Origin of the sequence: Geodermatophilus obscurus (assembly GCF_900115395.1) — a bacterium.
GTDB lineage: Bacteria > Actinomycetota > Actinomycetes > Mycobacteriales > Geodermatophilaceae > Geodermatophilus > Geodermatophilus obscurus_B.
On record NZ_FOWE01000006.1, the window covers coordinates 168,646 to 184,659 of the forward strand.

Sequence of the window (16,014 nt, forward strand, 5' to 3'; positions counted from 1 at the left end):
CCCGGCTGTCCGTGGTTGATCATCGAGGCGGTGCCGCGGTCCCGCAGGGCGAGCACCCGATGAGGTGGGCAGCTCCTCAGCCGCCGCGGACCCGCAGCAGGTCGTTGGCCTCGACCGCCCGGAGCGCGAGCGTCTTGTAGCCCACTTCCTCGAACAGGACGACGAGACGGTCGTCCTCCACCCGCATGACCACGCCCGGGCCCCACTCGGTGTGCTCGACCGCGGTCTCGGGCGGGAAGGGCGTGTCGGCGTCGTCGCCGACGTGCTGCTCGTGCGCGGTGCCGGCCGAGCAGTTGTCGCAGTTGCCGCACGGCTCCTCGAGCTGCTCGCCGAAGTAGCCGAGCAGGTACTGGCGGCGGCACCCGGTGGTCTCGGCGTAGCCGCGCATCATCTCGACGCGGCTCTGGTCGACCCGCTCGTGGTGCTCGGCGAGCTCGCGCGCCGCGGTCGCCGCCTCCCCGGGCGGCGGTGCGCCCTCGGCCGGGTGTGCGGCGCCCTCCTCGTCGAGGACGACCGCCGAGACCTGTTCGAGCAGGTTGAGGTCGCGGGCCAGCGGGGTGGCGGCGCGGCCGGTCTCCTCGCGCAGCTGCCCGACGTCGACGCCGTCCTCCATCCCGGCCGCGGGTGCCGCCGCGACCAGTCCGGCGACCTGCTGCAGCTCCTCCTCGGCCGGGGCGCCGGCGGCGAAGAAGCGCCGCAGCCCGAGGTCCTCCTGCCGGTAGACCAGGACGGCGAGGGCGGGCTCGCCGTCGCGGCCGGCCCGGCCGATCTCCTGGTAGTAGCTGTCGACGGAGTCGGCGGGCTCGGCGTGGACGACGAAGCGGGTGCCGGGCTTGTCGATGCCCATGCCGAAGGCGGTGGTCGCCACCACGACGTCGAGCTCGTCGTCCATCCACGCGCGCTGGGCGTCCTCGCGCTCGGACCTCCTCAGGCCCGCGTGGTACGGCCGGGCGCGCAGGCCGCGCTCGGTGAGGGCGTCGGCGAGGTCGGTGGTGCCCTTGCGGGTGGCGCTGTAGACGATGCCGGGGCCGCGGCCGGCCTCGACCTCGGCGGCCGCGCGGTCGATCACGGCGGTCCGCTTGGCGTGCGCGTCGGCGTGGTGGTCGACCTCGAGGCGGATCTCGGGCCGGTCGAACCCGGCGACGACGACCTCGGGGTCGCGCATGGACAGCCGCTCGACGATCTCGGCCCGCACCGGGGGCGCCGCCGTCGCGGTCAGGGCGAGCACCGTCGGGTGGTCGAGCTGCTCGACGACCTGCCCGAGCCGCAGGTAGTCCGGGCGGAAGTCGTGACCCCACGCGGAGACGCAGTGCGCCTCGTCGACGACGAACAGCACCGGGCCGGCGTCGCGGATCGCGTGCACCACGTCCGGCTTGGCCAGCTGCTCCGGCGCGAGGAAGAGGAAGCGGACCGTTCCGTCGCGCAGTCCCTCGAGGGCGGCGTGCTGGTCACCCGCCGACAGGCTGGAGTTCAGCTGCGCGGGGCGGCCGGCGTCGGCGCCGAGCTCGGTGAGCCGCTCGACCTGGTCGCGCTGCAGGGCGATGAGCGGCGAGACGACGACGACCGGGCCGTCGAGCAGCTGACCGGCCACCTGGTAGACCGCGCTCTTGCCGGCGCCGGAGGGCAACACCGCCAGCGTGTCCCGGCCCGACAGCACCGCCTGCATGGCGCGCTCCTGGCCGGGGCGGAAGTCGCCGAAGCCGAGGACGTCGCGCGCCGTCTCGCGCAGCCGGCGCGTGCGGACCGAGGGCGAGGCGCCGGCGGGGTTGTGGCTGGAGGTGCGTGACACCGCCCGCCGCTGCCCGGGCCCCGGGATCGGCAAACGGGACCCGGCGCGTCGGGCGCTCGGGCGTCCCGGGGTTCCCCTGACGGGTTGCCGGTCACCACGAGCCGCCGATCCGGTGCGGTACCGGGTGGGCCCGGTACCGCCTCACCTCCGCGCCGTGGTGTACCGGGAGGGGAGCCACACCCGCAGCACGGTCTCGCCCGGTCGCAGGTCGATGGCGATGTCACCGCCGTGGCGGCCTGTGACGATGCGACGGGAGATGTCCAGGCCGAGCCCGGTGCCCTGGCCGACGCCCTTCGTCGTGAAGAACGGCTCGAACGCGCGGTCCTTGGCGGCCGGGTCCGACCACGTCCCCGTGTCACCGACCTCCACCACGACGCCGTCCCGCTCGGGCCGGGTGGACAGCCGCAGCGTCCCGCTTCCGGCCATGGCGTCGAGGGCGTTGCCGATGAGGTTCGTCCACACCTGGTTGAGCTCGCCCGGGATCGCCTCCACCTCCGGGGTGTCCGGGGAGTAGTCGCGGACCACCGTGACGCCGGCCGGGATCTGGTGTCCCAGGACGGCCAGAGTGCTCTCGAGGCCCTCGGCGAGGACGGTCCGCTGGACCGCGGCGCGGTCGAGCTGTGAATAGGTCCTCACCGCCCCGACGAGGTCGGAGATGCGGCGGGTCGCCTCCTTCACCTCCGAGAGCAGCGTGCCGACGGCCAGGGTGCTCACCACCCAGGTCAGCCCCGGCTCGAGGGACGGGCCGAGCACGTCGGCCGCCCGCTCGCACCAGTCGACGTCCGCACCGGCGGTCGCCAGCGGGCCGGCGACCGTCCAGCTCTCCCCGACGTCGTGGTCGGCGAGCCAGTCCGACAGGGCGTCCTCCTGGTCGGCCAGGGCCATCGGGTCCGCGTGTGCGGCGGCCGGGCTCCGGTCGAGCTCACGACGCAGCCGGTCGAGCGTGACCAGTTGCGCCGCCGACACCGAACCGCCCGCCAGGCCGGTCAGGGTCTCCAGCAGCCGGTCGGAGGCGCTGCCGAGCGCGTCCACCGCCCGTGTCGCCGCCGCCGCGGGGTTGTTCAGCTCGTGCGCCAGCCCGGCTGCGAGGGTCCCCAGGGCGACGAGGGCGTCCCGCTGCCGAGCGGCGGACTCGACGGTGCGTTGCGTGCGGAAGACGCCCTCGATGAGGTGGGCGCCGAAGGGGTCCCGCGTCCGCGTCCACTCCTTGAGGGCCGCCGACCCGACGCGCAGCGCCCGCCCGTCCGCCGACGCCCGGCCCGTGGCCAGGTACACGGCGTGCTCGTCCCATGCCCGGAAGCCCCCGGCCCACCGGCCGGGCGCGTCCATCGCGCCCAGCAGCGTCTCCTCGTGCCCGACGGTCCGGACGAGGTCGATGCGCCCCTCCAGCAGGACCCACCAGCACTCGGCCGGCCCACCCTGGGTCCAGAGCTCGTCCCCGGCGGTGAACGCGGCCTCCTCACCGACCGCGATGAGGTCCCGCAGCTCGTCCTCGACCACCCTGCCGAACAGCGGCAGGGAGCGGAGGTCCCCGGCGGAGATCACGCCGTCGCCAGGTAGCGGTGCACGAGGTGGATGGCCATGGCACCCTCACCGACCGCGGAGGCCACGCGCTTCATGGAGTCCAGCCGCACGTCCCCGGCGGCGAACACCCCGGGGACGCTGGTCTCCAGCGCGTAGGGCGCACGCGCCAGCGGCCACGGGGTCGTCGCCGACGCCGCCAGCAGGTCCGGCCCGGTGAGCACGAAGCCCCTCGGGTCGCGGACGACGCTCGAGCCGAGCCAGTCCGTCCGCGGCGAGGCGCCGATGTAGACGAACAACCAGTTCGTGGCCACCTCCTCCGGTGGCGCGCCCTGGGTGCACAGCGTGATCGACGACAGGTGGCCGGCCCCGCGGGCGGCCACCACCGAGCTGCGGAGGCGGACCTCGATGTTGTCCGTGGCCGCGATCTGGGCGACGAGGTACATCGACATGGTGTCCTCGAGGGCGGTGCCGCGGACGACCATCACCACCCGCTTGGCATGGCTGGCGAAGTTCAGCGCCGCCTGGCCGGCCGAGTTGGCGCCTCCGACGACGTACACGTCGTCGTCCTGGCACTGACTGGCCTCGCTCGCCGACGAGCCGTAGTAGACGCCCTGGCCGGCGAGCTCCTCGAGGCCCGGACCCTCGAGCCGCCTGTAGGAGACACCGCTCGCGACCACCACCGCCCGAGCCTCGAGATCCCCGGAGTCGTCGAAGCGCACGGCGCGTACGGGGCCTCGCGTCTCGAGCCCCACGACGTCGCGTGCCAGCAGCATCTCCACACCGAAGCGCTCGGCCTGGGCGGCGGCGCGGTGCGCGAGGTCTGCACCGGACAGGCCCTTGGGGAACCCGAGGTAGTTCTGGATGGAGGCGCTCTGCCCGGCCTGTCCGCCCGGTGCCTCCCTCTCGATGACGACCGTGCGCAGCCCCTCGGACGCGCCGTACACCGCGGCGGCCAGTCCCGCCGGACCCCCACCGACGATGCACAGGTCGTACAGGGGTTGCTCGGCACGCGTGCGCAGGCCGAGCGCGCTCGCGAGGTCGAGGTTCGACGGCGCGCGCAGGGGCTCTCGGTCCGGCACGAGGACCAGGGGCAGGTCCTCGGGACCGGCGTCCGCGAGTTCTGAGAGCCTGCGCGCCTCGTCGTCCCGGTCGATCTCGAGCCACTGGTAGAGGACGTGGTTGCGGGTGAGGAACGTCTTCACCTCGTGGCTGCGCTTCGACCAGCGGTGGCCGACCACCCGGAGCTCCCCGGTGTCCTGCGGGTGAGCCTGCCGCCAGTCACCCAGCAGGTCGTCGATGACGGGATAGAGCCGGTCCGCCGGCGGGTCCCAGGGCTTGAGCAGGTAGTAGTCCAGCCCGACGTCGTTGATCGCCTGGATGGCGGCGTCCTTGTCCGCATAGGCCGTGAGCAGCACGAACTTGGCGTCGGGGGCGTGCCGTCTGGCCTGGGTCAGCATCTCGGTGCCGCTCATCCCCGGCATCCGCTGATCGGTGGCGATGAGGGCGACCGGTCGAGCCCGCAGCGCGAGCTCGGCGAGCACCTCGAGGGCCTGGGCGCCCGACGAGGCCCGCATGACGCGGTAGTCGCGCCCGTACCGGGACCGCAGGTCGCGGAAGATGGACGCGAGCACCTCCGGGTCGTCGTCCACGCTCAGGATGGTCGGCTTGGTCACTGCCCCTCCCCCGTCCGCCACGATCCGGACCGGGTGCTCCCGGCAGAGGATGGCGCAGATGTGGCGGGAGCGTAGGCCCGGTGGAGCGCTTCCGGTCAAGGGGAAGACACTGGTCAGACAGGCATTCCGCACGGTGTCGTGCCGTACCGGCGGCCCGGGCGAGGGGATGCCCCGGCGACTAGGGTCGCGCGGCGTGAGCGCGAGCTACCGGATCGCCGAGGCGGCGGCCCTCCTCGGCGTCAGCGACGACACGGTGCGCCGGTGGATCGACGGCGGCCGGCTCCCGGCGTCGCGGCAGGGCGGCGGCCCGGCCCACGTCGACGGCGCCGACCTCGCCCGCCTGGCCACCGAGCTGCACGAGGCGCCCGAGCCGGGGACCACCCGCGGCTCCTCGGCGCGCAACCGGCTCGCCGGGATCGTCACCCGCGTCCTCCGCGACACCGTCATGGCGCAGGTCGAGATCCAGGCCGGGCCGTTCCGGCTGGTCTCGCTGATGTCGCGCGAGGCGGCCGACGAGCTCGGCCTGGAGGTCGGCGTCCGCGCCGTCGCCACGGTCAAGGCGACCCAGGTGAGCGTCGACGTCCCCTAGTCGACGACGCGAACACGACCAGGCCGCGGGTCCGCGGACGTACGGCGCACCTCGGACCCGCAGATCCGCCCTGATCGTCGGATATGGTCCCGCAGGTGCGGATCTGCTAGTCCGCCCGGCGGGGAGGAGACCCGGATGCGCAGGCGGCTCGCGGCGGTGCTGGTGACGGTGGCGCTGGGGACCGCCGCCTGCGGGAGCAGCGAGGACGACGCCGGTGCCGGGCCGGGCGGCTCCGCGGACGCGGGCCTCACCGGCACCCTCACCGTCTTCGCCGCGGCCTCGCTGACCGACGTCTTCACCGGCCTGGGGCGGCAGCTGGAGGAGGAGAACCCCGAGCTGACGGTCCGGTTCAACTTCGCCGGCAGCTCCGCCCTGGCCACCCAGCTGACCCAGGGCGCCCCGGCCGACGTGTTCGCCTCGGCCAACCCGGCCCAGATGGCGGTGGTCACCGACGCCGGCCTGGCCGAGGGCGGGCCGACCGTCTTCACGGCCAACGTCCTGCAGATCGCCGTCCCGGCGGGCAACCCGGCCGGGATCACCGGCCTGGCCGACTTCGGCCGGGAGGAGCTCGCGCTCGCCGTCTGCGCGCCCGACGTGCCCTGCGGCGCGGCGTCGGAGGACGTCTTCGCCGCCGCCGGCGTCACGCCGCGACCGGACACCCAGGAGGAGGACGTCCGCGCCGCGCTGACCAAGGTGGAGCTCGGTGAGGTCGACGCCGCCCTGGTCTACGCCACCGACGTGACCGCCGCCGGGGACGCCGTCGAGGGCGTCTCCTTCCCCGAGGCGGAGGACGCCGTCAACGACTACCCGCTGGTCACCCTGGGCGCGGCACCCAACGCCGAGGCCGCGGAGGCGTTCGTCGACCTGGTGCTCTCCGGCGAGGGGCAGCAGGCGCTGGAGGACGCGGGCTTCCGGGCCCCGTGAGGCGCGCCCGCACCCCGGCGCCGCTGCTCGTCCCGGCGGCGCTGGCCGTCACCTTCCTCGTCCTGCCGCTGGCCGGGTTGCTGGTCCGGACGCCGTGGTCGCAGCTCGGCACCCTGCTCACCGCCCCGGGCGTCGGGCAGGCGCTGCGGCTGTCGCTGGTCTCGGCCACGGTGGCGACGCTCGTCTCCGTGGTGCTGGGCGTGCCACTGGCCTGGGTGCTCGCGCGGTCCCGGGCCCGCGGGCGGACGGTGCTGCGCGCGCTAGTCACCGTGCCGCTCGTGCTGCCCCCGGTGGTCGGCGGCGTCGCGCTGTTCCTGGTGCTGGGCCGCCAGGGGATCGTCGGCCGGTGGCTGGCCGAGGCCACCGGGATCACCATCCCGTTCACCACCACGGCGGTCGTCATCGCCGAGACGTTCGTGGCGATGCCGTTCCTCGTCATCAGCGTCGAGGGGGCGCTGCGGGCCGCCGACGCCCGCTTCGAGGACGCTGCCGCGACCCTCGGCGCCGACCGGTGGACCACCTTCCGCCGGGTCACGCTGCCGCTGGTGGCGCCGGGCGTGGCCGCCGGGGCCGTGCTGTGCTGGGCGCGGGCGCTGGGGGAGTTCGGCGCCACGATCACCTTCGCCGGCAACTTCCCGGGGACGACGCAGACCATGCCGCTCGCGGTCTACCTGGCGCTGCAGCGGGACCCGCAGGCGGCGATCGTGCTCTCCCTCGTCCTGCTCCTGGTCTCGGTGGCCACCCTGCTGCTGCTGCGCGACCGCTGGCTGGGGCGGTCCGGGGCGGCGGCGTGACCCTGGACGCGCGGGTCGTCGTCCGGCGCGGCCCGCTCACCGTCGACGTCGTCCTGCAGGTCGCCGACGGCGAGGTGCTCGCCGTCCTCGGCCCCAACGGCGCGGGGAAGTCCACCGCGCTGCGGGTGCTCGCCGGACTGCTGCCGCCCGACGCCGGGCGGGTCGCCGTCGACGGGAGGACCTGGGACGACGTCGCGGGCCGCGTGCACCTGCCCACCCACCGGCGGCCCCTGGGGATGGTCTTCCAGGACCACCTGCTCTTCCCGCACCTGTCGGTGCTGGAGAACGTCGCCTTCGGCCCCCGCACCCGCGGGGCGTCGCGGGCCGCCGCCCGGGCCGCGGCCGCCGGCTGGATCGAGCGGGTCGGCCTGGCCGGGCTCGGCGACCGGCGGCCCGGGCAGCTGTCCGGCGGGCAGGCGCAGCGGGCCGCGCTGGCCCGGGCGCTGGTGGGCGACCCGGCGCTGCTGCTGCTCGACGAGCCGCTGTCGGCCCTCGACGCGCGCACCCGCCTCGCCGTCCGGGCCGAGCTGCGCCGCCACCTCGCCGACTTCGGCGGCAGCACCGTCCTGGTCACCCACGACCCCGTCGACGCCATGGCCCTGGCCGACCGCGTGCTGGTGGTGGAGGACGGCGTCGTCGTGCAGGCCGGGACGCCGGCGGACGTGGCCCGCCGGCCGCGCACCGACTACGTCGCCCGCCTGGTGGGGCTCTCCCTGCTCCCGGGGGTGGGGGAGGGGACGGCGGTGTACCTCGACGGCGGCGGGACGGTCGCCGTCGCCGAGCCCGCGGCCGGCCCGGTGCTCGTGGCGATCCGCCCCGAGTCGGTGGCGCTGTACCCGTCGCGGCCCGGCGGCAGCCCGCGCAACGCCTGGCCCGCGACGGTGGCCGGGGCGACACCGCACGGGTCCACGGTGCGGGTCGAGCTCGACGGCCCCGTGCCGCTGCTCGCCGACGTCACCGCGACGGCGTTCGCCGAGCTCGGGCTGGCGCCGGGCTCGCCGGTGTGGGCGGTGGTCAAGGCCTCCGAGGTCGCCGTCTACGCGCGCTGAGGGGTGGGCGCACGATCAGGTGGGATCACCGCAACGCGTCCTGGCTCACCGTGGACCGTGAGCCAGGACGCGGCACGATCAGCCCACCTGATCGTGCGGTGACAGGGTGGCCGGCATGAGCACGGTCGCCGGAATGGTCCTCGCCGCGGGTGGGGGGCGCCGCTACGGCATGCCCAAGGCGCTGGTCGAGTACGAGGGCAGCCTGCTCGTCGAGCGGGCGGTGCGGACAGCGCGGGCGGTGTGCGACCCGGTGCTCGTCGTCCTCGGGGCGCGGGCGGTCGACGTCTGGCGCACCGCCGACCTCGACGGCGCGACGGTCCTGGCCAACCGCGACTGGGAGACCGGCATGGCGTCGAGTCTGCGCACCGGCCTCGACGGCCTGCGCGGCTGGCCCGGGGCGGTCGACGCCGCCCTCGTCACGCTCGTCGACATGCCGGGGATGACGCCGGCGGCCCTGCGCGCGGTCGCCACGCACGCCGCCCCGGACGCGCTCGCCGTCGCCACCTACGGCGGCGTCCGCGGCCACCCGGTGCTGCTCGGCCGCGAGCACTGGGCCGGGGTGGCGGCGACGGCGACCGGCGACGAGGGCGCCCGCCGCTACCTCGCCGCGCACGCCGTCACCGAGGTCGACTGCACCGGCCTGGCCGACCCGGTCGACCTCGACGTCCCGCCCGGCGGGGTAGCTTCGGCGCCGTGATCGCACGGGTCGTCGACGAGCCGCTGTCGGTCGCCGAGCACGAGCAGGCGGTCGCCGACCGCGGTGCCGGCGCCGTCGTCTCCTTCTCCGGCGTCGTCCGGGACGTCGACGGCGGCCGGTCGGTGACCGAGCTGGAGTACGTCGGCCACCCGACGGCGGAGCAGGTGATCGCCGAGCTCGCCGAGGAGTTCGCCGCCCGCCCCGAGGTGCGCGCGGTCGCCGTCTCGCACCGGGTCGGCCTGCTGGGCATCGGCGACGTCGCGCTGGCCTGCGCGGTCAGCGCCGCCCACCGCGGCGAGGCGTTCGCCGCCTGCGCCGACCTGGTCGACGAGGTGAAGCGGCGGCTGCCGATCTGGAAGCGGCAGGTCTTCGCCGACGGCGGGGAGGAGTGGGTGGCCTGCCCCTGAGGCGCGGGGCGCCGGGTCAGCCGACCGGCGCCTGACCGTCCTCGTCGGTGGGCCGCGTCGTGCCGTCCCCGCGGGCCGCCTCCTCGGCGCGCTCCTCCTCCAGCTCCACCTCGGCCTCCAGCCGGTGCGCCTCGCCGGCAACCTGCGCCGCGGCGTCGCCGTGCGACTCGCCGTAGACCTCCTCGGCCCGGCCCAGCAGCTCCTCGGCCTTCGCCTTCGCCTTGTCGATGAAGCTCATCGCGGTCCCGTCCTCCCCGGCTCCCGAGCGGGCGCCCTGTGTGCAGCATCGCGGATCTCGCCGACCAGCTCCTCGAGGATGTCCTCCAAGGCCACGACGCCGACCACCCGGCCCCCGTCGGTGACCGCGGCGAACTGGGCCCGGCCGGCCTGCATGACGCCCAGGGTCTGCCGCAGGTCGTCGTCGGCGGCGACGCGGGGCAGCGGGCGGGTGATGTCGCGGACCCGCGGCTCCGGTGCGCCGTCGGCCACCAGCACGTCCTTGACGTGCACGTACCCCAGCAGCCGGTCGCCGTCGGCGACGGGGAAGCGGGAGAAGCCGGTGGTGGCCGCGGCCCGCTCCACGGCGGCGGTGTCGTCGCCGGGCGCGACGACGGTCAGCGCCGCCCGCGGGATGAGTACCGAGCGGGTGTCGCGCTCCTCCAGCTGCAGCGCGCCGGTGAGCAGCTCGAAGCCGCGCTGGTCGAGCAGCCCGCCGGCCCGCGACTCGTCGATGAGGCCGGCGACCTCGTCCCGGGTGAACGCGCTGGTCACCTCGTCCTTCGGGGTCACCCCGAGCAGCCGCAGCACCCCGTTGGCCAGCGCGTTGAGCGTCACGATGACCGGCTTGAGCACCGTGACGACGGCGGCCAGCGGCGGAGCGAGCGCGAGCGCGGCGCGGTCGGGTCCGGCCAGCGCGAGGTTCTTCGGCACCATCTCGCCGATCACCACGTGCAGCGCGACGACGGCGGTCAGGGCGATGACGAAGGCGATGGGGTGCACCATGGCCTCGGGCACCGCCAGCGCCTCGAACACCGGCTCCAGCAGGTGGGCGACGGCGGGCTCGCCGATCGCGCCGAGGCCCAGCGAGCAGACGGTGATGCCCAGCTGGGCGCCGGCCATCATCAGCGACACCCGCTCCATCGCCGCCAGCGTCGTGCGGGCGCGGCGGGAGCCGGCCTCGGCCAGCGGCTCGATCGAGGAGCGCCGGGCGGAGATCAGCGCGAACTCCGCGCCGACGAAGAAGGCATTGGCCAGCAGCAGCACGACCGCGACGAGGACGCCGACCCAGTCACCCACGGTCGTCGTCCTCCTCGTCGCCGGTGGTGGCCGGCAGCTCCCCGACGACGGCGCGCTCCACCCGGGTGCCGTCGACCCGCTCGACCCGCACCCAGACGCCGGCCGGCAGGCCCTCGGCCTCGGCGGCCAGCTCCGGCGGCAGGGCCGGGCGGGCCTCGATCCGGTCCCCGACCTCGGGGATGCGGCCGAGCTCGTGCAGCACCAGCCCGCCGACGGTCTCCCAGTGCCGGTCGGAGGGGACGGCGAGGCCGGTGGCCGCGGCCACCTCGTCCGGGCGCAGCAGGCCCGACACCGACCAGGTGCCGTCCCCGCGGTCGACGACGTCGTCGCCTGTCTCCTCGTCGTGCTCGTCGGCGAGGTCGCCGACCAGCTCCTCGACGAGGTCCTCGACGGTCACCACGCCGTCGGTGCCGCCGTACTCGTCGACGACGACGGCCATCTGCAGGCCGCCGCGGCGCAGGTCACCGAGAAGGTCGTCCAGGCGCCGCGACGTCGGCACGAACAGCGCCGGCAGCATGACCGCCGACACCGGGGTGGCCGCCCGCCGGTCGCGCGGGACGGCGAGGGCGTGTTTCACGTGGACCATGCCGACGACGTCGTCGACGCCGGCCACCGAGACGACCGGGAATCGCGAGTGCCCGGAGTCGCGGGCGGCGGCGAGGACCTCCGCGACCGGCGCCCCGTCGTGCACCGTGGTCATGCGGGTGCGGGGGGTAGCGGCGTCGCTGGCGCGCAGCTCGCCGAAGGCCAGCCCGCGCTCGAGCAGGACGGCGGTCTCGGTGGGCAGCGTGCCCTGGCGGCCCGACCGGCGGACCAGCGAGGTCAGCTCCTCCGGCGAGCGCGCCGACGCGAGCTCCTCCTGCGGCTCGACGCCGAACAGCCGGCGCAGCAGCGCGTTGGCCCAGCCGTTGAGGAACCGGATGACCAGCGCGGTGGCCCGGGTGAAGCCGCGCTGGAAGCCGGCGACGGCGCGGGCGGTGCGCAGCGGCTGGCTGATGGCCACGTTCTTCGGCACCAGCTCGCCGAACACCATGGTGAGCACGGTGGCCAGCACCAGCGCCAGGGTGATCGACACCGAGCGGGCGGCGCCGCCGGACAGGCCCGCCGACTCCAGCGGGTCGCGCAGCAGTGCCGCGATGGAGGGCTCGGCGACGAAGCCGATGGCCAGGTTGGTGACGGTGATGCCCAGCTGGGCACCCGACAGCTGGGTGGACAGCGTGCGCAGCGCGTCGAGGACGCCGGCCGAGCCGCGGACGCCGGCGGCGGCCTCCCGCTCGACGGTGGGCCGGTCGACGGTCACCAGGGAGAACTCGAAGGCGACGAAGGCGGCGCAGGCGAGCACGAGCAGGACGCCGACGAGGACGAGCAGCCACTCGATCATGCGGGGGTCCGCGGGAGCGGGAGGGAACGGGAGGGGCTCGTATGGTGAGGCGAGCTCACGGGGGTGCGGTCATCCTCCGGCGAAGGGGGGCAGTACGTCGACGACCGCCCCGGGTGCCAGGTGCAACGCGCGGTCGCGCGTCTGCGTTCCGTCGACGAGGAACGAGCAGGCGGTGAGCACCCGCTCCAGCCGCTCGCCGTGGGTCTCCACGATCCGGCCGACGAGCTCCTCGAGCGTGCCGGCCGCGCAGGTCTCGGTGTCGACGCCGGCGGCGGCACGGGCCCCGGCGAAGTAGCGCACGGTGACCGTGCCGGCCACGGGGCTCAGCCGCCGATCGCCGACATCGGCCGGCTCGGCTGCAGGAAGCTCGGGTCGTCGATGCCGTGGCCGGGCAGCTTGGCCAGGGTGGCGATCCGCCAGCGGTCGGCCAGCTCGGCGTCGGTGGCGCCCGCCCGCATGGCCGTCCGCAGGTCGGACTCCTCGCGGGCGAACAGGCAGTTGCGGATCTGGCCGTCGGCGGTGAGCCGGGTGCGGTCGCAGGTGCCGCAGAACGAGCGGGTGACCGAGGCGATGATGCCGACGGTGGCGGGGCCGCCGTCGACGAGCCAGCGCTCGGCGGGCGCCGAGCCGCGCTCCTCGGTGTCGGGCGCGAGGTCGTGCGCGGCCGACAGCCGGGCCAGGATGTCCTCCGCGGTGACCATCTCGCCGCGGGTCCAGGCGTGGTGGGCGTCGAGCGGCATCTGCTCGATGAAGCGCAGCTGGTAGCCGTGCTCGAGGCAGAAGTCGAGCAGCGGGACGGCGTCGTCCTCGTTGACCCCGCGCAGCAGGACCGCGTTGACCTTGACCGGGGTCAGGCCGGCGTCGTGCGCGGCCCGCAGGCCGGCGAGGACGTCGTCGAGCCGGTCGCGGTGGGTGAGAGCCGTGAACCGCTCGCGGTCGAGGGTGTCGAGGCTGACGTTGATCCGGTCCAGGCCGGCCGCGGCCAGCGCCGGCGCGACGCGGGCCAGGCCGATGGCGTTGGTGGTGAGGCTGACCTCGGGGCGCGAGGTGAGCGCGGTGGCCGCCTCGACGATGCCCACCAGGCCGGGGCGCAGCAGCGGCTCGCCGCCGGTGAAGCGGACCTCGCGGATGCCGAGGTCCTCGACGCCGATGCGCACCAGGCGCACGACCTCGTCGTCGGTGAGCTGCTCGACCTTGGGCAGCCACTGCAGGCCCTCGGGCGGCATGCAGTACGAGCAGCGCAGGTTGCACCGGTCGGTCAGCGAGACCCGCAGGTCGGTGGCGACCCGGCCGTGCCGGTCGACCAGCCCGCCGCTGCCCGGGGCGCCGTCGGCCGGACGGGTCCGCGGGTCGGGCAGGGAGGTGGGGCTCACGCGGGCCAATGTATGCGGCACCCGGCCGTCCGTCGCCGGTTCCTCCGGGGCCGGCTCCCGGGACGCCGCATCCGCGGACGCGACCGGGGTATCCGGCCGCGCCCGCGGATGCGGGAGGTGTCACCGGCGCGGGGCGCCGGCGGGGCGTTCAGCCGATCGGGGTCGGCGCGGTCGGGTCCGGCGGGACCGGGACCGAGCCCTGGATGCGGTTGCGCGCCTGGCAGTCGCTGGTGCAGTTCGTGGCGCCGGCCGACAGCTCGACCGCGTCCTCGCCGAGCACGCCGCCCATGCGGCCGCCCGAGGCGACCGACCAGCGGGTCGTGGTGGCCGTCTGCTCGAGCTTCGTGGCCACCTGCGGGCTGTCCTTGCCGAGCAGCATCTGGTGCGTGGCGTCGGCGGGGACGCCGTCGCCGAAGTTCACCTTCCCGGTGAACTCGTTGACGAAGTAGAAGAGGCCCGGGCCGAGCGTGTGCACGTACTCGACCGCGGTGCCGAACTCCTGCTCCATCTGGAAGATGCCGCCCTGGGGGGCGTCCTTCGCCTGGACCTTGAACGCGCCGGCCGCCGTCGTGAAGCGGACGACGAGGACGTCGTCGCGCAGCCGCAGCTCGCTGATCCGGACGCCGCGCAGCTGGGCGGCGGTGAGCACCGGGACCTTCGAGGCGAAGACGACGGTCGGCGCGGTCACCATGCGCTGCGCGTCCGGGGCGCCGGTGAGCGTGTAGTCGTGGACGCCGAGGGTGGCCGGGTCGATCCGGAAGGCGACGTGCCGGCCGCGGACGGCGATCGGCCCGGTGGGGGTGACGTCGCGCAGGCGCGCCTCGCGGCCCGCGGCGGGGTCGGTGGTGCGGCCGTTGACGGTGACCGCGAAGTCGCCGCCGGAGGCCGCCCCCTCGGTGCCGCCGTCGTCACCGCCGGAGGCCGACGCGGTCCCGGGTGCCAGCAGGGCGGCGAGCGCGAGCAGCAGGACGAGCAGGAGGCGCAGGGGCAGCGGCCGGGCGGCGCGCTGGACGTTCGGGGCCACGGGGCTCCTCGGGTCGGTGGGGTCGGGCGCCGCCAGGGTGCATGAAGGTTCATGTACTCGGCGTGACGACACGCACACGTTCGGAAACCCGGACGACGGTGTCGCGCGCCGTTGTTACGGTCGGGTCGCCACCCGAGAGTCCGGCGGGCAGTCCCGCACTCGCCTGTGGCCAGGAAGCACGAGAGAAGCCCGTGTCACCCCGCACCGTCCTCCGTCCCCTGCTCCGTCCCCTGCTCGGGCCTTACGCCCGCCTGTTCACCGTCCCCGGCTCGGCGTGGTTCTCCCTCGCCGGCTGGGTTGCCCGGCTGCCGCTGCCGATGCTCGGCCTGGGTGCCGTCCTGCTCGTCGAGGGGGAGTCGGGCAGTTATGCGCTGGCCGGTGCCGTCTCCGGCACGCTGGCGCTGGCGGCCTCCGTCGGCGGGCCCCAGTGGTCGCGCGTCATGGACCGCCGCGGCCAGGGCACGGTCCTGCGGGTCGCGATGGCCGCCTACCTGGTCACCGGCCTGGCGTTCGTCGCGGTCGTCGTCGCCGACGCCCCCCGCTGGAGCTGGTTCCTCCTCGCCGCCCTCACCGGCGCCAGCGTGCCCAACATCGGTGCCCTGGTCCGCGCGCGCTGGGCTGCCCTGCTGGAGGACGCCGAGCGACGGCAGACCGCGTTCGCCTTCGAGTCCGTCGTCGACGAGGTGGTGTTCGTCGTCGGGCCGCCGCTGGTGACCGTGCTCGGCACGATGATCGCCCCGGCCGCGGGGTTCACCACCGGCATCGTGCTCGGCACCGCGGGCGGGCTGTGGCTGGCGCGCCAGCGCGACACCGAGCCGGTCCCCGTCCAGGCCCCGGCCGGCGGCGGGTCGCTGCGTCGCGCGGCACTGGGCCCCGCGGTGCTCGTCGTCTGCGCCGCCTACCTCGGCGTCGGCACGGTGTTCGGCGCGATGGACGTCGTCGTCGTGGGGTTCGCCGAGGCGGTCGGGCAGCCCGCGCTGGCCGGCCTCGCGCTGGCGCTCTACGCGGGCGGCAGCCTGGTCGCCGGGCTGGCCTACGGCGTCGCGCGGCTGCCCGGCACCCTGGCCGCGCGGTTCGTCGGCACGGCCGTCGCGTTCGGCGTGGCCGCGCAGGGGCTGTGGCTGGTCTCGTCGCTGCCGCTGCTCGTCGGCGCCGGGTTCCTCGCCGGCCTCGCCGTCGCCCCGGTGCTGGTGTCCGGGGCCTCGCTCGTGGAGTCGCGGGTGCCGAGGGCGGCGCTCACCGAGGCGCTGTCGTGGACCAACACCGGGCTGACCCTCGGCGTCACCGCCGGCTCGGCCCTGGCCGGTGCGGCGGTCGACGCGTGGGGCGCGCAGGCGGCCTTCGCCGTGCCCGCGGTGGCCGCCGCCGCGGCCGGCCTCATCGGCCTCGCCGGGGCGCCCCTGCTGCGGCGCGTCCCGGAGCCCGCGGCACGGGTTGACGGTCCGGTCGGCGGGTAGCCGGTCGGCGAGGGACGGGCGGCGCGCCATCGAGCGG

General features: G+C 75.7%; 16 protein-coding genes. 7 read left to right on the forward strand and 9 right to left on the reverse strand.

The genetic code is table 11. The features are described from left to right. Nucleotides 1-76 precede the first annotated feature (76 nt). From BM165_RS13310 to BM165_RS13320, 3 genes are all read right to left on the reverse strand, one after another. Complete coding sequence (locus BM165_RS13310; protein ID WP_075014017.1) at nucleotides 77-1,789, reverse strand: RecQ family ATP-dependent DNA helicase; 1,713 nt, start codon at nucleotides 1,787-1,789, stop codon at nucleotides 77-79. A gap of 141 nt (nucleotides 1,790-1,930) precedes the next feature. Next, a complete protein-coding gene (locus tag BM165_RS13315; protein ID WP_075014018.1) occupies nucleotides 1,931-3,334 on the reverse strand; it encodes a sensor histidine kinase in 1,404 nt (467 codons plus the stop codon). Further along, the gene (locus tag BM165_RS13320) at nucleotides 3,331-4,986 is read right to left on the reverse strand and encodes an NAD(P)/FAD-dependent oxidoreductase (RefSeq protein WP_075014019.1); all 1,656 of its coding nucleotides are present in this window, start codon (nucleotides 4,984-4,986) and stop codon (nucleotides 3,331-3,333) included. Before BM165_RS13320 ends, BM165_RS13315 begins: the two co-directional genes overlap by 4 nt. A gap of 193 nt (nucleotides 4,987-5,179) precedes the next feature. On the opposite strand from BM165_RS13320, the gene BM165_RS13325 reads away from it, so the two are divergent. From BM165_RS13325 to BM165_RS13350, 6 genes are all read left to right on the forward strand, one after another. After that, nucleotides 5,180-5,575, forward strand: coding sequence for a TOBE domain-containing protein (locus tag BM165_RS13325; protein ID WP_208976735.1), 396 nt, complete (start codon nucleotides 5,180-5,182; stop codon nucleotides 5,573-5,575). 135 nt (nucleotides 5,576-5,710) lie between these two features. After that, nucleotides 5,711-6,499: a molybdate ABC transporter substrate-binding protein gene (gene modA, locus BM165_RS13330; protein ID WP_075014021.1), complete on the forward strand. Its 789-nt coding sequence runs from the start codon at nucleotides 5,711-5,713 to the stop codon at nucleotides 6,497-6,499. After that, entirely contained in the window at nucleotides 6,496-7,293 is a 798-nt protein-coding gene (locus BM165_RS13335) for an ABC transporter permease (protein WP_075014022.1), read from the forward strand. The genes modA and BM165_RS13335 overlap by 4 nt, the downstream gene beginning before the upstream one ends. Next, the gene (locus BM165_RS13340; RefSeq protein ID WP_075014023.1) at nucleotides 7,290-8,342 is read left to right on the forward strand and encodes an ABC transporter ATP-binding protein; all 1,053 of its coding nucleotides are present in this window, start codon (nucleotides 7,290-7,292) and stop codon (nucleotides 8,340-8,342) included. Before BM165_RS13335 ends, BM165_RS13340 begins: the two co-directional genes overlap by 4 nt. A 115-nt stretch (nucleotides 8,343-8,457) precedes the next feature. Next, nucleotides 8,458-9,039, forward strand: a complete 582-nt coding sequence (locus BM165_RS13345) for a nucleotidyltransferase family protein (protein ID WP_075014226.1) — start codon at nucleotides 8,458-8,460, stop codon at nucleotides 9,037-9,039. Continuing rightward, the gene (locus BM165_RS13350; protein WP_075014024.1) at nucleotides 9,036-9,446 is read left to right on the forward strand and encodes a molybdenum cofactor biosynthesis protein MoaE; all 411 of its coding nucleotides are present in this window, start codon (nucleotides 9,036-9,038) and stop codon (nucleotides 9,444-9,446) included. Before BM165_RS13345 ends, BM165_RS13350 begins: the two co-directional genes overlap by 4 nt. A gap of 16 nt (nucleotides 9,447-9,462) precedes the next feature. On the opposite strand, the gene BM165_RS13355 is transcribed toward BM165_RS13350, so the two are convergent. From BM165_RS13355 to BM165_RS13380, 6 genes are all read right to left on the reverse strand, one after another. Beyond that, a complete protein-coding gene (locus BM165_RS13355; protein ID WP_075014025.1) occupies nucleotides 9,463-9,684 on the reverse strand; it encodes a hypothetical protein in 222 nt (73 codons plus the stop codon). Next, nucleotides 9,681-10,742: a hemolysin family protein gene (locus BM165_RS13360; protein ID WP_075014026.1), complete on the reverse strand. Its 1,062-nt coding sequence runs from the start codon at nucleotides 10,740-10,742 to the stop codon at nucleotides 9,681-9,683. The genes BM165_RS13355 and BM165_RS13360 overlap by 4 nt, the downstream gene beginning before the upstream one ends. Continuing rightward, entirely contained in the window at nucleotides 10,735-12,123 is a 1,389-nt protein-coding gene (locus BM165_RS13365; protein ID WP_075014027.1) for a hemolysin family protein, read from the reverse strand. The genes BM165_RS13360 and BM165_RS13365 overlap by 8 nt, the downstream gene beginning before the upstream one ends. A 69-nt stretch (nucleotides 12,124-12,192) precedes the next feature. Then, the gene (locus BM165_RS13370) at nucleotides 12,193-12,441 is read right to left on the reverse strand and encodes a MoaD/ThiS family protein (protein WP_075014028.1); all 249 of its coding nucleotides are present in this window, start codon (nucleotides 12,439-12,441) and stop codon (nucleotides 12,193-12,195) included. A 5-nt stretch (nucleotides 12,442-12,446) separates the two neighbouring features. Continuing rightward, a complete protein-coding gene (gene moaA, locus BM165_RS13375; protein WP_208976736.1) occupies nucleotides 12,447-13,496 on the reverse strand; it encodes a GTP 3',8-cyclase MoaA in 1,050 nt (349 codons plus the stop codon). A gap of 148 nt (nucleotides 13,497-13,644) precedes the next feature. After that, on the reverse strand, nucleotides 13,645-14,520 hold the full coding sequence (locus BM165_RS13380; protein WP_075014029.1) for a hypothetical protein: 876 nt from the start codon (nucleotides 14,518-14,520) through the stop codon (nucleotides 13,645-13,647). 191 nt (nucleotides 14,521-14,711) lie between these two features. Between BM165_RS13380 and BM165_RS13385 the strand changes: the two genes are divergently transcribed. Then, nucleotides 14,712-15,977: an MFS transporter gene (locus BM165_RS13385; RefSeq protein ID WP_083427328.1), complete on the forward strand. Its 1,266-nt coding sequence runs from the start codon at nucleotides 14,712-14,714 to the stop codon at nucleotides 15,975-15,977. Nucleotides 15,978-16,014 lie beyond the last annotated feature (37 nt).